Origin of the sequence: Cellvibrio sp. OA-2007 (genome assembly GCF_000953825.1) — a bacterium.
In the GTDB taxonomy this organism is placed as follows: domain Bacteria; phylum Pseudomonadota; class Gammaproteobacteria; order Pseudomonadales; family Cellvibrionaceae; genus Cellvibrio.
In genome coordinates this window covers 20,455-34,281 of sequence record NZ_BBUL01000086.1, presented here as the reverse complement: position 1 = coordinate 34,281, position 13,827 = coordinate 20,455, and the positions used below count along the sequence as shown (strand labels likewise).

Genomic DNA, 13,827 nt, shown 5'->3' with positions numbered 1-13,827 from the left:
ACAGCTTTTTTGGCTCGGTTAAGATGCTGCATAGCCCAAAAACTCTTGTCCAGAATGACCACGGAATGCCTTTATGAATGCCAGCTTTGCTCCAAGTGTTAGACACGATTGGACCCGCGCCGAAATTACCGCCCTGTTTGCCCTGCCATTTAGCGACCTGATGTTTCAGGCGCAAAGCGTGCATCGCGCCCATTTCAACCCGAATGAAGTGCAAGTCAGTACACTCTGCTCGATCAAAACCGGCGCCTGCCCGGAAGATTGCGCCTACTGTCCGCAATCGGCGCGCTACGACACCGGTCTTGAGCGCGAAAAGTTGATGGCGGTAGAAAAAGTCATCGAAGAAGCCAAAGCTGCCAAAGCCTCGGGCGCAACTCGCTTCTGCATGGGTGCCGCTTGGCGCTCGCCGAAAAACAAAGATATGCCCTATGTGACCACCATGGTGCAGGGCGTAAAAGCGCTCGGTCTGGAAACTTGTATGACGCTGGGTATGCTGGACGAGTCGCAAGCGCAAGAATTGGCTGATGCAGGTTTGGATTACTACAACCACAACCTGGATACTTCTCCCGAATACTACGGCGAAATCATCACCACCCGCACCTACCAGGATCGCCTGCAAACCCTCGACAATGTGCGCAAAGCGGGCATGAAAGTCTGCTGCGGCGGTATTGTCGGTATGGGCGAAGAGGAAAATGATCGCGCTGGTTTGCTGCAACAGTTGGCGAATATGCCGGAGCACCCTGAATCTGTGCCTATTAATATGTTGGTTAAAGTTGATGGTACACCCTTGGAAAATCAGGCCGATCTCGACCCATTTGATTTTATCCGCACCATTGCCGTCGCCCGCATTTTGATGCCGCAATCCCATGTGCGCTTATCGGCTGGCCGTGAGCAAATGAACGAGCAAACCCAAGCGATGGCATTTCTCGCCGGCGCTAACTCGATTTTCTACGGCGAAAAATTGTTGACCACGCCTAACCCAGAAGCTAACAAAGATATGCAATTGTTCAACAAGCTCGGCATTAACCCCGAAGCTTATGAAGTGCATGAAAATGAAAGCGAACAGCAAGCATCGATTGTGCATCAGTTGCAAGAAGCCAAGTTGGATGAGTTTTTTTACAACGCGGCAAAATAAAATTTTGTTAATTATCCGTAGGGTGGGTGGAGCCTAAGCGATACCCACTACATCTGCGTTCGAATTTGATGGGTATCGCCTTTCGGCTCCACCCATCCTACGTGTGCCGCACTCATGTCCTCTCATCTCGATCAAACTCTCGCTCCCGCTCTCGCCGAACGCCGCGCTGCGCATTTGTATCGCACGCGCAAATTATTGCAGTCGCCACAAACACCGCAGGTGATGGTGGATGGAAAAAACTATCTCGCCTTTTGCAGCAATGATTATTTAGGCCTAGCCAATCACCCGGAGGTGATCGCCGCGCTGCAGCAATCTGCAACCACATTGGGTGTGGGCAGTGGTGCTTCGCATCTAGTCGCCGGGCATTCCAGTGAGCACCACGCGCTGGAAGAAGAGTTGGCGGCATTTACCGGGCGCGAGCGAGCGCTGTTATTTTCTACCGGTTATATGGCCAATATGGGCGCGATTACCGCGCTAGTTGGGCAGGGTGATGGGGTATTTGAAGACCGATTAAATCACGCCAGTTTGCTCGATGCAGGTTTATTAAGTGGCGCGCGTTTCCAGCGCTTTTTACACAATGATCTGGATAACCTGCAAAGCCGTTTAGATAAAACCGAAGCCGCAAGAAAATTAATTGTGGTGGATGGTGTGTTCAGCATGGATGGCGATTGCGCTCCACTACCTGAACTCGCCGCACTCGCACAAAAAAATAATGCCTGGTTGATGGTGGATGACGCCCATGGCTTTGGTTGCTTGGGAAAAACCGGCGCTGGTTGCGCAGAACACTTTGGTTTAAACCAAGAGCAGTTGCCGATTTTAATGGGCACCCTTGGCAAAGCCGCCGGTAGCTTCGGTGCTTTTATCGCAGGCAGTGAAACCCTGATCGAAACCCTTATCCAATTTGCTCGGCCTTATATTTACACCACAGCCATGCCGCCTGCAGTGGCGGCGGCAACACGGGCGAGTTTGCGTTTGATACAAACGGAGCAGTGGCGCCGTGAACATCTCAATAGACTCATCGCACATTTTCGCGCTGGCGCTCAGGCGCTTAATTTGCAATTGATGGATTCCTTTTCGCCGATCCAGCCGGTAGTGATTGGCGATGAAGCGCGCGCTTTGTTGATCTCGCAAAAATTAGCCGAGCGCGGCATTTTAATTATTGCGATTCGCCCGCCCACAGTTCCGGTCGGCAGTTCGCGTTTGCGCATTACCTTTTCCGCACAACACACCATTGAGCAAGTTGACCAGTTATTACTGGCACTGGCGGACATCATGGGCGAGGTTGAGCATGATTAACTTGGTATTAATTCACGGCTGGGGTTGCGATAGCCGCACCTGGCAGCCGCTGTTGGAACCTCTGCAAAAAATAGTGTCGGTGACACTCATTGATTTACCCGGCTTTGGTGAAAGCGAACCTCTGCCAGAATTTTCACTCGATGCGGTGCTCGATAAGATCGCGGCGCAATTACCAGAAAACGCCGTGGTTATGGGGTGGTCGCTGGGCGGTATGCTCGCGGTGCAATTGGCGGCGCGTTTTCCTGAGCACATTCGCGGCCTGATTACGCTTGCGGCTAACGTAAAGTTTGTCGCGACGCCGGATTACCCTGCAGCCATGGCGCGCGCCACCAATCGTCAATTTAACCAAGGTTTTGCTCAAGATCCGCAAGCGACTTTAAAATTATTCAGCGGTTTATTAGCACAGGGCGATGCCGAAGAGCGCAGCCTATTAAAACAATTGCGCCGCAGCGATGTCGGCCCAGTGACCGACAATTGGCTGCAAGCTTTGCAGTTGTTATCTGTGTTGGATAACCGTGAAGCTTTTGCGCAACTAGCGCTACCGGGTTTGCATTTGTTGGCCGAAAAAGATGCGCTAGTGCCGGTGACTGCCGCCGAGCCAATGGCGCAGCTGAATCCGCGGCAACAGATTCAAATCGTAAAAAATAGCGCCCATGCCTTGCACTGGAGTCAGCCGCAAATGGTGGTCGATGCGGTGGCTCGTTTTGTAAAAGAGCAAATCGTTAAAACACTAGACTTGGATAAAAAAAAGGTGGCGCAATCCTTTAGTCGCGCTGCAGCTACTTACGATTCGGTCGCGCAATTGCAGCGCGATATAGGCACAGAGTTAATGGTGCAGTTGCCATCTGATTTTCCCGCTCATACCTCTGCACAAAAAGTGATTTTGGATCTGGGTTCTGGCACCGGATTTTTTACTCGACAATTGGCGCAGCAATATGGCGATGCGCAGGTTATAGGTTTAGATATAGCTCAAGGCATGTTGCATTACGCGGCGGCGCAGCATGCAAAAATCAATTGGCTGTGTGCAGATGCCGAGGTGTTGCCGCTGGCGGACAATAGCGTCGACCTTATTTTCTCCAGCCTCGCCATTCAGTGGTGTAATGATTTGCCACAGTTGCTGAGTGAGTTGGCGCGGGTGTTGAAACCCGGCGGCCAATTGCATATAGCCACGCTCGGCCCCAACACTTTGCACGAATTAAAATCCGCATGGCAGCAGGTGGATAATTATGTGCATGTCAATCGCTTCCAGTCGGCGCAGGATTTAACGGCGGCAACCGAGTCCGCGAATTTATTTGTGGCTCAATTACAGCAGGAAATTCGCAGCCTTTATTATGAGCGGCTGAGCGATTTAACCCGTGAGCTTAAAGCCTTGGGTGCACACAATGTCAATGCGGGAAAACCCGAAGGTTTAACCGGGCGAGCGCGGTTGCTGGCATTTAAAAATGCTTATGAAGTGTTTCGCGGCGCACAGGGTTTGCCTGCAACTTACGATGTTATCTATTTAACGGCAAACAAAGAGGCGGCGAGTAAATATCATGGCTAGAAAAACATTTTTTATCGCCGGTACAGATACAGATGTCGGCAAAACGTTGGTGGCGGCAGGTTTATTGGTCGCGGCAAAACAACAGGGTTTAACGACTGCGGCATTAAAACCGCTTGCAGCCGGTTGCGAAAAAACCGATGCCGGTTTTCGCAATGCCGATGCCTTGTTGTTGCAGTCGGTAATCACCGAGCCCTTGGTTTATGAACAAATAAATCCTATCGCCTTGGCATCGGCCATAGCGCCACATATTGCAGCGCAACAAGAGAAACGAATTTTGTCGGCTGATCGTATCGCCGGCTTTTGTCGCGGCAGTTTGAATCAGGCGGACTTTACCTTGGTTGAAGGTGCGGGCGGTTGGCGTGTGCCGTTAAATCCACAAGAGACGCTCGCGGATGTGGTGAAAATTTTGCGCTTACCGGTGATTTTAGTGGTGGGTGTACGTTTGGGTTGCATCAATCATGCGCTCTTAACGGTAGAGGCAATTCGCAATGACGGTTTGCAATTGGCGGGCTGGGTGGCCAATTGTATCGATGCAGATATGCCGGTGTTGCAGGAAAATATTCACAGCCTGGCCGCGCGTATTCCCGCACCTTGTTTGGGGGTTGTGCCTTGGCTGGATAATGCTGCGCCGGAAGCGGTCGCCAATGCACTTGATGCCGAAGTGCTGGCGCAGTTGTTCTCAGCGTGATGCTTCAATAAGCATGTGCATCTTGTTGCGGAATTTTACAGTCTGTTTGTTTGCCCTGTGTGCGCTTGCGGGCTGCAGCTCTATGCCAGCAAAACAAAAAATTCCCAGTGTTAATACCGAGCACATCATTTATTTTATTTACCGCGATTGGCACACGAGCATTTTAATGGATGCAAAAACGGTCGCGCGCCACAGCCGTTATTTGCAGCAAGAGGCTGCCAGCCAGCGTTTTGTTCGTATCGGCTGGGGCGATGGCAATTACTTCACTGGCAAAAGTAAAACCTTCGGCTCTGCGACTAAAGCGCTAATTGCATCGAGCCATTCAGCGCTGCAGGTGATTGCTTATGCGCAGCCACCTTTTACATCTATCCCTTCAGAAACCCGCGTGCCCATCGCCATAACCGATAAGGGGATGCGCAAATTGATTCGCTATTTGGATAAATCGTTTGCGTTAGATGAATCTGGCCGCGTGATTCCGTTGCGGGCTTATGTAACGGATGCGGGACATTTTTATCAGGCCAGCGGCCATTACAGTTTGTTTAGCAACTGCAACACATGGAGTGGGCGGGCATTGCAAGCAGCACAGCTGCCGGTGCGCAGCCGTTTGCAGTTAACGGCACAAAGTGTGTTTGAGCAGGCAAAAGCCATATCGAAGTATCAGCAAAGCTTGGGCCTGTTTGCTGCAGTCAAAGAAACAACGAATAACCCTGTGTTGGAATAATCAGGGGTTATAGTAAAGCGCTTTTTACATCAAACTCGTCTTAAAAGGCGCCTCATTAGCGGCAATATCGCCTGTTTTTTGGTCGTTTCCCGGCGTAGACTATTACATAGTGTCGGGGAAATGTTTTTATGCTGTTTCCTCGGTCAATTACATTCTTGATAGCCAACTAAAGAGGGCAAGCTGATGGACGTAGGTTCGGTAGTCAATCAGGGTCTGATTGGTATGCAAAAAAGCCAGTCATCGATGCTGCAATCGGCACAGCAAATCGCGCAAGCGGGCACCACCCAGCGCGACAATCCTCAAGCAAATGATATTGCTGAGCCGCTGATTAATATCAAAGCGCAGAGCCAAGTGTTTGATAGCTCTGCCAAAGTGGTTCAGGCCGCCAATGAAACAATAGGCACTCTATTAGACGTCAAGGCTTAATGGTGCCGCGTTTTTGGGTTCTGTGAGGTGATTTGAGTGATCAATAATATTCCGTCTAGCTTCGCCAATACCGTAGCGCCATTTGCGCCTATGGGACGTGCGCCTGTTGGTCAGGAAACTACCGATCTTAAATCGTCCAGCTTTCGCCCCGCTGAGCAATCCGCTGAGTCAGGGCGCGGGCAGAATCGCCGCTTCCCCGATGAACGCCCCAATGATGATGTTGAGCGCGATCGTGTTGAACGCGGCGCACAGGGGCGAGAGTCTGTTGCCCAGGGTGGCGATCAGGCAGCGCAGGGGGCGACAGCAAATCGTCGCGCTGACCAAGAGCGACAACAGGCCGAGCGCGAACAAATACAGACATTGGCGGCGCGCGACCGCGAAGTGCGCGCTCATGAACAGGCCCATGCGGCTGTCGCCGGGCAATATGGCAGCAGCCCGACCTATTCTTTTGTACGCGGCCCCGATGGTGTGAGTTACGCCGTGGGCGGCGAAGTCAAAATTGATACATCCCCCATTCCTGGTGATCCGGAAGCAACCTTGCGTAAGGCGCAACAATTGCGCCGTGCTGCAAATGCTCCTGCTGATCCATCCTCGCAGGATGGAAGTGTTGCGGCGCAGGCGGCACAGATGGAGCAGCAGGCGCGGGCTGAGCTGCGCGAACAACAGGCAATAGAGGCGCAAGAGCGTCGCGACGGGGTGGATTCTGCGCAGCAGGATCAAGCCACTGGAGCAGATGAACCCGCTGACGTGCGTCAAGATAGTGCGGAAAGTGAAAAACAGCGTTTAGCCGACGAAGAGGCGCGACTGCAGGCAGATCAAGAGCGTTTTGAAGCGGAGCAGCGTCTGTTGGATCAGCGTCAGGCACGCGCGGAGTTTTTTAATGAAGGCACCAAGCGCAATATCGATCTCAATCGTCGTCTAATAGAAATTGGTGTATTTAATTCAGGCGCCGAGATTGGCAGTTTTTTAAATAAAACTGTGTAGCGGTTAATTAGATTGTCATAAGAGATAGGTAGATTTGGTCTGGCGGCTGCGGTCTGTTGTGCAATTGATCTTATCGTTCAATAAAACAACCAAATTGGCTTTTCTTGCGCTTAGATGTTGATTTTCCTTGACCGCTACCGCTTGTCTCCCTATAATTCGCGGCCTCACTTGAGCGGTTAGCAAATGTGAGTTTCAGTCGCGGGGTGGAGCAGTTTGGTAGCTCGTCGGGCTCATAACCCGAAGGTCGTAGGTTCAAATCCTGCCCCCGCAACCAAAAATTCTTTGCTTCTTGTTGGTTTGATAGACAAGAAACAGGTGGAGATAAAGGGATTTCCCGGCTCTCGCCAAACCAAGAAGTATTGAATTTGCTTTTTCGTAAAGCAGATTCAAGTCGAGAAGCCCCTTTTTGGGGCTTTTTTGTATTTGTTGTTTGCGGGCTTTGCCCCACCACGCAGGCCTGTGTGGTAAATGCAGTAAACGTTTGAATGGGCCTTGTGCCCATTTTTGTTTTTTGGGCTCTTGTATTTTGCAGGGCTGGTTTGAATCCGGAATAAAGCATGGCTTCCAAGCAAGAATTGTTAGAGCAAATGGTCTCACCTGTCGCCACCGCATTAGGTTGTGAACTGTGGGGATTGGAGTATTTGACGCAGGGGCGTTACACCACGGTGCGCATTTTTATCGATGGCCCTAATGGTGTGTCGCTGGATGACTGCGAGCGCGTGAGTCGTCAAGTGAGCAGTGTGTTTGACGTAGAGGATCCAATTGATGGTGAATACACGCTCGAAGTGTCGTCGCCAGGTATGGATCGCCCTCTATATAAAGAAGCTCAGTATGGGCGCTATGTGGGGGAAACTATCAGTGTGCGTTTGCGTATTGCGCGCGATGGTCGCCGTCGCTTTAAAGGTGTCATCACTAAAGTTGAAAGCGGCGATGTGTTTTTGCAGGTGGATAATAAGGAAGTGCAGATTGCAATCGATGTAATTGATAAAGCAAATGTAGAGCCGCGCTATGAGGATTTAATGCGCGAACACAATCTGTCTAACGACAAAGAGTAGTTGGCAGCAGAATATAAATGAACTGTCTGTTTGCGACAAATTGCGTAAATAGACGGTGTGGGAAATGTAAATATCTGGTGTGTGCGTAGCACTGGCTTGAGGAGTTAACAGAGGCAAACCAATGAACAAAGAAATTTTGCTGGTCGCTGATGCGGTATCCAATGAGAAAGGTGTCGATAAGGAATTAATTTTCCAGGCAATTGAAATTGCGCTCGCGACTGCTACTAAAAAACGTTTTGATGAAGATTCAACCATTGAGGTTATTATCAATCGCGTTACTGGTGATTATGAAACCTTCCGCAGCTGGGAATTGGTTGCGGATGACACCATGGCGGAGTTAGGCACACAACTTTATTTGGATGAGGCGCGCGATAAAGATGCGTCACTTGCTGTGGGCGACACTTACCGCGAAAAAATCGATAACGCAGAGTTTGGTCGTATTGCTGCACAAACTGCCAAGCAAGTAATCGTGCAAAAAGTGCGTGAAGCTGAACGTGCGCAAATGGTTGATGAGTACCGCGATCGCATGGGTGATCTTATCAGCGGTACCGTGAAAAAAGTAACACGCGATAGCATCATTGTGGATTTGGGCAATAACGCTGAAGGTGTTTTGCCGCGCGATCAATTAATTGGCCGCGAAATTTTCCGCATGGGCGATCGTATTCGTGCGCTGTTGTTAGAGGTGCGTTCAGAAGCGCGCGGTCCACAATTATTGTTGAGCCGCTCGAATCCACAAATGTTGGTTGAACTGTTCAAAATTGAAGTGCCAGAAATTGCTGAAGAAGTGATTGAAATTAAAGGCGCTGCGCGCGATCCAGGTCTGCGTGCAAAAATTGCGGTTAAAACTAACGATGGCCGTATTGATCCAGTAGGTGCCTGTGTGGGTATGCGCGGTTCGCGTGTGCAAGCGGTGTCCAATGAGCTGGGTGGCGAGCGCGTTGATATAGTGTTGTGGGATGATAACCCGGCGCAATTTGTTATCAATGCTATGTCCCCTGCTGAAATCGAATCCATCGTTGTTGATGAAGATGCGGGCTCTATGGACTTGGCTGTTAACGAAGAAAATTTGGCAATGGCAATTGGTCGCGGTGGTCAGAACGTGCGTCTTGCCTGTGAATTGACTGGCTGGAATATCAACGTCATGAGCATTGCTGAATGGCAATCAAAACAAGAAGCGGAATCTGGCAGCTACATCAATATGTTTATGAGTGCGCTGGATGTCGATGAAGACATTGCTGGCGTATTAGTAGAAGAAGGTTTCACCACGCTCGAAGAAGTTGCTTACGTTCCGCTGGAAGAAATGCTGGCAATCGATGGTTTTGATGAAACGATTGCTGAAGAATTGCGTGCGCGTGCGAAAGATGCACTCTTGACGCAAGCACTGGCGACCGAAGAGCGCATTGAAGGTGTTGCACCAGCAGAGGACTTGCTGGCGATGGAAGGTATGGATGATGCATTAGCCGCAAACCTTGCGCGCCGCGGTATTGTCACCATGGAAGATTTAGCTGAACAATCGATAGATGAATTGTTGGAAATTGAAGGTGTTGACGCGACTCGTGCCGCCGCACTGATTATGAAAGCGCGCGAGCCCTGGTTTGCCTGAGTGTGAGCCACTCTAGTGAGCGAAACCCTGTAGGCAACGAACAATCCCTGAGGAAAAACAATGGCAGAAGTAACCGTTAACGAACTCGCCAAATCGATAGGCGCACCGGTAGATCGTTTGCTTAAGCAGATGAACGAAGCTGGTTTGCAGCATAAAAGTGCCGAGGCGAAAGTGTCTGACGATGAGAAGCAGCGCTTGCTCAATTTTTTGAAGAGCAGTCATGGCGAAGCCACGCTGGAACCTAAAAAAATCACCTTGCAGCGCAAAACCACCACGACCATTAAAACCGGTACGGGTAATGCACGTAAAACGGTAAATGTTGAGGTGCGTAAAAAGCGCACCTACGTTAAGCGTGAGGATGAAGTGGGCGAATCCGTCGTTGCAGAGCTGGAGCCAGATTTTGAGCCAGAAGTGGAGGTGACTGCAGAGCCGGTAGTCGCTGAAGTCGCGCCTGCCCCCGAGCCTGTCGTAGAAGCTGTGCCAGAAGTTGTAGCGCCTGTGGAAGAGGTTGCTGCTGATGCACCTGCTGCTGAAGCGCCTTCGCACCGCATTTCCTTTACCGATGGTATCGAAGAGAAACGCCGCGCAGCTATTGAGCGCCGTCAAGCGGAAGAGGCAGCGCGTCTTGCTGAAGTTAAAGCGCGCGAAGAAGCCAAACGTGCCGCCGAAGAGGCGAAACGCAATCCAGTGCGTGCAGATAACTCTGCTGAAAAACCTGCTGGACAAGCGCCAGCAAAAACAGCGCGCCCAGATGCCCGTGGCCCAGCCAAAGGTAAGCCTGCCGTTGCGGTTATTGCGCCGCCGGCAGACAAAGAAGATACCAAGCACAGCCATAATCACAAGAAAACCCATAAGCGCGATGACGACGATGGGGATGATTCTGAGCGCGGTAAGCGCGGTGCTGGCAAGGCGGTCAAAAAAGGCGCGCCAGGTTCCAAGAAGGCTCCTAAGGTCGATTTGTTAGATTTTGTTGCTGAAGATGGCGAAGACAGCGATGTATTGGCACGCCGCAGCCATTTGCGTGCGAGTCACAAAAAGCACAACAAACACGCCTTTAAAAAGCCAACCACCAAAATTGTTCATGAAGTGAATGTGCCGGAAACCATTGCGGTAGCAGAGTTGGCGCAGCGTCTCACCGTTAAGGTGGGCGAAGTGATCAAACGCTTGATGAAAATGGGTGTAATGGCGTCGATGAACGAATCTATCGATCAAGATACTGCGGTGTTGTTGGTTGAAGAGATGGGTCATCAGGCCGTATTGGTTAGCGAAAACGATATCGAACATGCGTTGGAAAAATCACTCGAAACTGAGGGGGATTTGGTACAGCGTGCACCGGTTGTTACCGTAATGGGGCACGTTGACCATGGTAAAACCTCGCTGCTCGATTACATCCGCGAAGCAAAAGTGGCCGCTGGCGAAGCCGGTGGTATTACCCAGCATATCGGTGCTTATCGTGTGTCGACTTCACGTGGTGAAATTACTTTCCTCGATACCCCAGGTCACGCCGCGTTTACCGCTATGCGTGCCCGTGGTGCCAAGGCTACTGACGTAGTTATTCTGGTAGTGGCAGCGGATGACGGTGTAATGCCGCAAACCGAAGAGGCGATTCTCCATGCGCGTGCGGCGAATGTGCCTATCGTAGTGGCGATCAACAAGTGCGACAAACACTCTGCCGACCCGGATCGTGTTACCAATGAATTGGTTGTAAAAGGTGTTATCCCCGAGAATTACGGTGGTGATACCCAGTTTATTCAAGTGTCTGCCCATACCGGCCAGGGTATTGATGAGTTGCTTGAAGCTATCTCATTGCAAGCCGAAGTATTGGAGTTGCACGCGGTGCCAAGTGCGGCAGCTAAGGGTGTGGTAATTGAAGCGCGTGTCGATAAGGGGCGCGGTACTGTTGCCACTATGTTGGTTCAGCAGGGCACCTTAAAGCAGGGCGATTTGATTCTTGCAGGCCAAAGTTATGGTCGTGTGCGCGCCATGATGAACGAGCGCGGTCAACAAGTGACTGAAGCGGGTCCATCTACTCCGGTTGAGATTCTCGGTTTGGATACCCCACCAAGCGCCGGTGATGATTTTGTGGTGTTGACTGACGAGCGTAAAGCGCGTGAAGTTGCCCAATTCCGTGCCGAGAAAGAGCGCAAAGAGAAATTGGCGCGCTTCCAGGCATCTAAACTGGAGAACATGTTCTCCAACATGGAAGCTGGCCAGAAGAAAAATCTTACCGTGGTGGTTAAGGCCGATGTACGCGGTTCACTCGAAGCGATTATTGCCTCACTCGGCGACCTCGGTAACGAAGAAGTGCAAGTGAACATTATCTCTTCCGGTATCGGGGGTATTACCGAGAATGATGTGAATCTGGCGATTACCTCTGGTGCAATCATTGTTGGCTTTAACGTGCGCGCCGATGGCACTACCCGTCGTATGGCGGAAGCGGAAGGCGTGGATATTCGCTACTACAGCATCATTTACCAGTTGCTGGATGAAGTGAAAGCGGCACTGAGCGGTATGCTGGATCCAGAGCGTGTTGAGACAATCGTTGGTATCGCCAATGTGCGTGAAGTGTTCAATTCGCCGAAATTCGGCCAGGTTGCTGGTTGTATGGTGATTGAAGGTACCGTATCGCGTAATAAACCGATCCGTGTACTGCGCGATAACGTGGTGATCTTCACCGGTGAACTTGAATCTCTGCGTCGCTTTAAAGATGACGTTAACGAAGTGCGCAACGGTATTGAATGTGGTATCGGTGTGAAGAACTACGACGTTAAAGTGGGCGATCAGATCGAAGTTTACGAAGTGAAAGAGGTCGCGCGCCAGCTTTAAGCCGGTTGCAACACCTGCGCCCCACTCCTGTCATGGGAGTGGGGCTTTGTTATTTTTTGTCTGCCCAATTCAAGGGCAAACCAGAGGTTAGTGGCGCATGCCAAGAGAATTTACCCGTTCAGACCGCGTCTCCGATGCCATCCAGCGTTTGCTGGGGCAGGTGATCCCCAATGAAATTCGCGATCCGCGCATTGGTTTGGTCAATATCAATGAAGTCACCGTCACCCGCGATATGGCCTATGCCAAAGTCTATGTGACTTTTGTGGGTGTTGATGACGAAAAAGAAAGTATCGCAGCCGCTTCGATTCTCAATAAAGCGAGTGGTTTCTTGCGCACATTTCTGGCAAAAGAATTGAGCATGCGCACAGTGCCCAAGCTGCAATTTATCTACGACAAAACCTCGGTCAAAGGTCAGGCGATTTCTACGTTGATTGAGCGCGCGTTAAAAGAAGACAGCCAGCATCAACACGATGACGAGCCAGCTTCCGATGATGATTTCAAGGGCGAGCAGCACTGATGGCGCGTAGAAAAGGCCGTCCCGTCGATGGCGTATTGTTGTTAGAAAAACCTGCAGGCATGACCTCTAACCACGCATTACAGCGCGCTAAGCGGTTGTTTTTTGTGGAAAAAGCCGGCCATACAGGCGCCTTGGACCCGCTGGCTACCGGCGTATTGCCGCTCTGTTTTGGTGAGGCGACCAAGTTCTCACAATTTTTGTTGGATGCCGACAAAGGCTATCGCACCTGTATTCGCCTTGGCGCGACTACGGATACCTGCGATGCCGATGGCGAGATCATCGAACAAAAATCTACTGCAGGTATTACGCGGGCACAGGTTGAAGCAGCACTTAAGCCGCTCACTGGCGATATTCTGCAAGTGCCACCTATGTATTCCGCGCTCAAACTCAACGGCCAGCCGCTCTATAAGATGGCGCGCGAAGGGGTTGAAGTGGAGCGCGCGCCGCGCCCAGTGACTATTCACAGTATTGAAATTCTTGCCTTTCGCGCTGGTGAAGAGGCCGAAGTAGAGCTGGATATCCGCTGCACCAAAGGCACTTATATCCGTTCGATTGCGGTGGATCTGGGGGTCGCCTTAGGTTGCGGTGGCCATGTGAAAACGCTGCATCGTTCACATGCGGGTCTGTTTGATGAAGCGCAGTGCATCACGTTGGAAGAGCTGCAAGCGCGCTTTGATGAGGTGCAGACCGAAGCGGGTGATGAGGCGGCATATGCGGCATTGGATGCGTATCTGCTCAGCACCGATGCACCAGTGGCCAGCCTGCCAGCGGTAGATTTACCCGCCAATAGCGCCCACTACTTCCGCTTGGGCAACCCGGTAATGGTGTCCAAGGTCTATCGATTTGGCGAGCAAGGTGCTATTGTGCGCGTCTTTTGTGCAGAAACCGAACAATCGCCCCGTGCGTTTCTCGGTCTGGGCACCATCACCGATGAGGGTGGCGTAGCCCCTAAGCGAATTTTGGCAAACCGCTCGGCTAACGAGCGCTAGCCCTTAGAATTTGCCCTCAAGCTTGCTTGTATGGGTAAAAAGCCGCG

12 protein-coding genes and 1 tRNA gene are annotated in these 13,827 nt (G+C 51.2%); all 13 read left to right on the top strand.

What is annotated here, in order from left to right:
• The first annotated feature begins 73 nt into the window (after positions 1-73).
• The 13 genes from bioB (at position 74) to truB (ending at position 13,780) form a co-directional block, all read left to right on the top strand.
• A complete protein-coding gene (gene bioB / locus AWU77_RS08260; protein WP_062061586.1) occupies positions 74-1,132 on the top strand; it encodes a biotin synthase BioB in 1,059 nt (352 codons plus the stop codon).
• 114 nt (positions 1,133-1,246) lie between these two features.
• On the top strand, positions 1,247-2,428 hold the full coding sequence (gene bioF / locus AWU77_RS08255) for an 8-amino-7-oxononanoate synthase (RefSeq protein WP_062061583.1): 1,182 nt from the start codon (positions 1,247-1,249) through the stop codon (positions 2,426-2,428).
• Entirely contained in the window at positions 2,421-3,971 is a 1,551-nt protein-coding gene (gene bioC / locus AWU77_RS08250; protein WP_062061579.1) for a malonyl-ACP O-methyltransferase BioC, read from the top strand. Before bioF ends, bioC begins: the two co-directional genes overlap by 8 nt.
• Positions 3,964-4,659: a dethiobiotin synthase gene (gene bioD / locus AWU77_RS08245; RefSeq protein ID WP_062061576.1), complete on the top strand. Its 696-nt coding sequence runs from the start codon at positions 3,964-3,966 to the stop codon at positions 4,657-4,659. The genes bioC and bioD overlap by 8 nt, the downstream gene beginning before the upstream one ends.
• Before the next feature lie 82 nt (positions 4,660-4,741).
• Positions 4,742-5,380 (top strand): DUF2459 domain-containing protein, encoded by a 639-nt coding sequence (locus tag AWU77_RS08240; RefSeq protein ID WP_062061824.1) that lies wholly within the window; start codon positions 4,742-4,744, stop codon positions 5,378-5,380.
• A gap of 183 nt (positions 5,381-5,563) precedes the next feature.
• Positions 5,564-5,806 (top strand): hypothetical protein, encoded by a 243-nt coding sequence (locus tag AWU77_RS08235; protein WP_062061573.1) that lies wholly within the window; start codon positions 5,564-5,566, stop codon positions 5,804-5,806.
• Between the two features lie 36 nt (positions 5,807-5,842).
• A complete protein-coding gene (locus AWU77_RS08230) occupies positions 5,843-6,790 on the top strand; it encodes a putative metalloprotease CJM1_0395 family protein (protein WP_062061571.1) in 948 nt (315 codons plus the stop codon).
• A 197-nt stretch (positions 6,791-6,987) separates the two neighbouring features.
• Positions 6,988-7,064: transfer RNA gene (locus tag AWU77_RS08225), tRNA-Met, on the top strand.
• Between the two features lie 283 nt (positions 7,065-7,347).
• Positions 7,348-7,845 (top strand): ribosome maturation factor RimP, encoded by a 498-nt coding sequence (gene rimP / locus AWU77_RS08220; protein ID WP_062061568.1) that lies wholly within the window; start codon positions 7,348-7,350, stop codon positions 7,843-7,845.
• Between the two features lie 121 nt (positions 7,846-7,966).
• Entirely contained in the window at positions 7,967-9,448 is a 1,482-nt protein-coding gene (nusA, locus tag AWU77_RS08215) for a transcription termination factor NusA (RefSeq protein WP_062061564.1), read from the top strand.
• Positions 9,449-9,508: 60 nt separating this feature from the next.
• A complete protein-coding gene (infB, locus tag AWU77_RS08210) occupies positions 9,509-12,274 on the top strand; it encodes a translation initiation factor IF-2 (protein WP_062061561.1) in 2,766 nt (921 codons plus the stop codon).
• A 97-nt stretch (positions 12,275-12,371) separates the two neighbouring features.
• On the top strand, positions 12,372-12,791 hold the full coding sequence (gene rbfA, locus AWU77_RS08205) for a 30S ribosome-binding factor RbfA (protein ID WP_062061558.1): 420 nt from the start codon (positions 12,372-12,374) through the stop codon (positions 12,789-12,791).
• Positions 12,791-13,780, top strand: coding sequence for a tRNA pseudouridine(55) synthase TruB (gene truB / locus AWU77_RS08200; protein ID WP_062061552.1), 990 nt, complete (start codon positions 12,791-12,793; stop codon positions 13,778-13,780). Before rbfA ends, truB begins: the two co-directional genes overlap by 1 nt.
• Positions 13,781-13,827 lie beyond the last annotated feature (47 nt).

Coding starts and splice junctions, on each gene's coding strand:
- AWU77_RS08240 (WP_062061824.1), top strand. CDS start 4,742: ATGCCAGCAAAACAAAAAATTCCCAGTGTTAATACCGAGCACATCATT.
- bioB (WP_062061586.1), top strand. CDS start 74: ATGAATGCCAGCTTTGCTCCAAGTGTTAGACACGATTGGACCCGCGCC.
- infB (WP_062061561.1), top strand. CDS start 9,509: ATGGCAGAAGTAACCGTTAACGAACTCGCCAAATCGATAGGCGCACCG.
- nusA (WP_062061564.1), top strand. CDS start 7,967: ATGAACAAAGAAATTTTGCTGGTCGCTGATGCGGTATCCAATGAGAAA.
- rbfA (WP_062061558.1), top strand. CDS start 12,372: ATGCCAAGAGAATTTACCCGTTCAGACCGCGTCTCCGATGCCATCCAG.
- bioF (WP_062061583.1), top strand. CDS start 1,247: ATGTCCTCTCATCTCGATCAAACTCTCGCTCCCGCTCTCGCCGAACGC.
- bioD (WP_062061576.1), top strand. CDS start 3,964: ATGGCTAGAAAAACATTTTTTATCGCCGGTACAGATACAGATGTCGGC.
- AWU77_RS08235 (WP_062061573.1), top strand. CDS start 5,564: ATGGACGTAGGTTCGGTAGTCAATCAGGGTCTGATTGGTATGCAAAAA.
- rimP (WP_062061568.1), top strand. CDS start 7,348: ATGGCTTCCAAGCAAGAATTGTTAGAGCAAATGGTCTCACCTGTCGCC.
- truB (WP_062061552.1), top strand. CDS start 12,791: ATGGCGCGTAGAAAAGGCCGTCCCGTCGATGGCGTATTGTTGTTAGAA.
- bioC (WP_062061579.1), top strand. CDS start 2,421: ATGATTAACTTGGTATTAATTCACGGCTGGGGTTGCGATAGCCGCACC.